The organism is Vibrio sp. 378, from assembly GCF_033339435.1.
In genome coordinates, this window is sequence record NZ_JAWOUO010001181.1 from 1 (window position 1) to 519 (window position 519).

1 protein-coding gene is annotated in these 519 nt (G+C 48.7%); it reads right to left on the reverse strand.

Translation table 11 applies throughout. The annotated features are described in order from the left end of the window. Positions 1–26: 26 nt before the first annotated feature. Positions 27–519 (reverse strand): amidohydrolase family protein (locus R7Q48_RS31035; RefSeq protein ID WP_318134261.1); only part of this gene is annotated, 493 nt, incomplete at its 5' end.

Consider the following 519-nt stretch of genomic DNA (forward strand, 5'->3'; position numbering starts at 1 on the left):
CGATAGCGGCGGTGTTTTATTTTGGATTACTGTCGTTGATAAACCGATTGACCTCTGCTGATGGTTTCTTCCACGTTTAGGTCTTTTAGCGCCTTAGGTTCAATCTTCATCGGGTTGTTATCGAGGATGATTAAATCCGCATTCTTACCCACTTCGATAGAACCTTTATACGACTCCTCAAAGTGTTGGTAAGCTGGCCAAATGGTCATGGCTTGCAGCGCGGTGTACGTGTCAACGCGCTGATCTGCACCCAGTACTTTATCAGTTCTGGTGGTGCGATTGACGGTCGCATCCAATACTCGGAATGAACTTGGCAGCGCCACAGGTGCGTCATGGTGAGTACTGAACTTTAACCCTGCCTTTCTCACCGCTTGAGTTGGTGAAATGAAATCGGCACGAGGATGGCCGAGTACCGAGTCTACATGCCAGTCACCCCAATAAAAAGTATGCATTGGGAATAGAGAAGGGAAGATGCCTTGCGCAGCTAAGCGATCCACTTGGTCTTGGCGCATGGTTTGG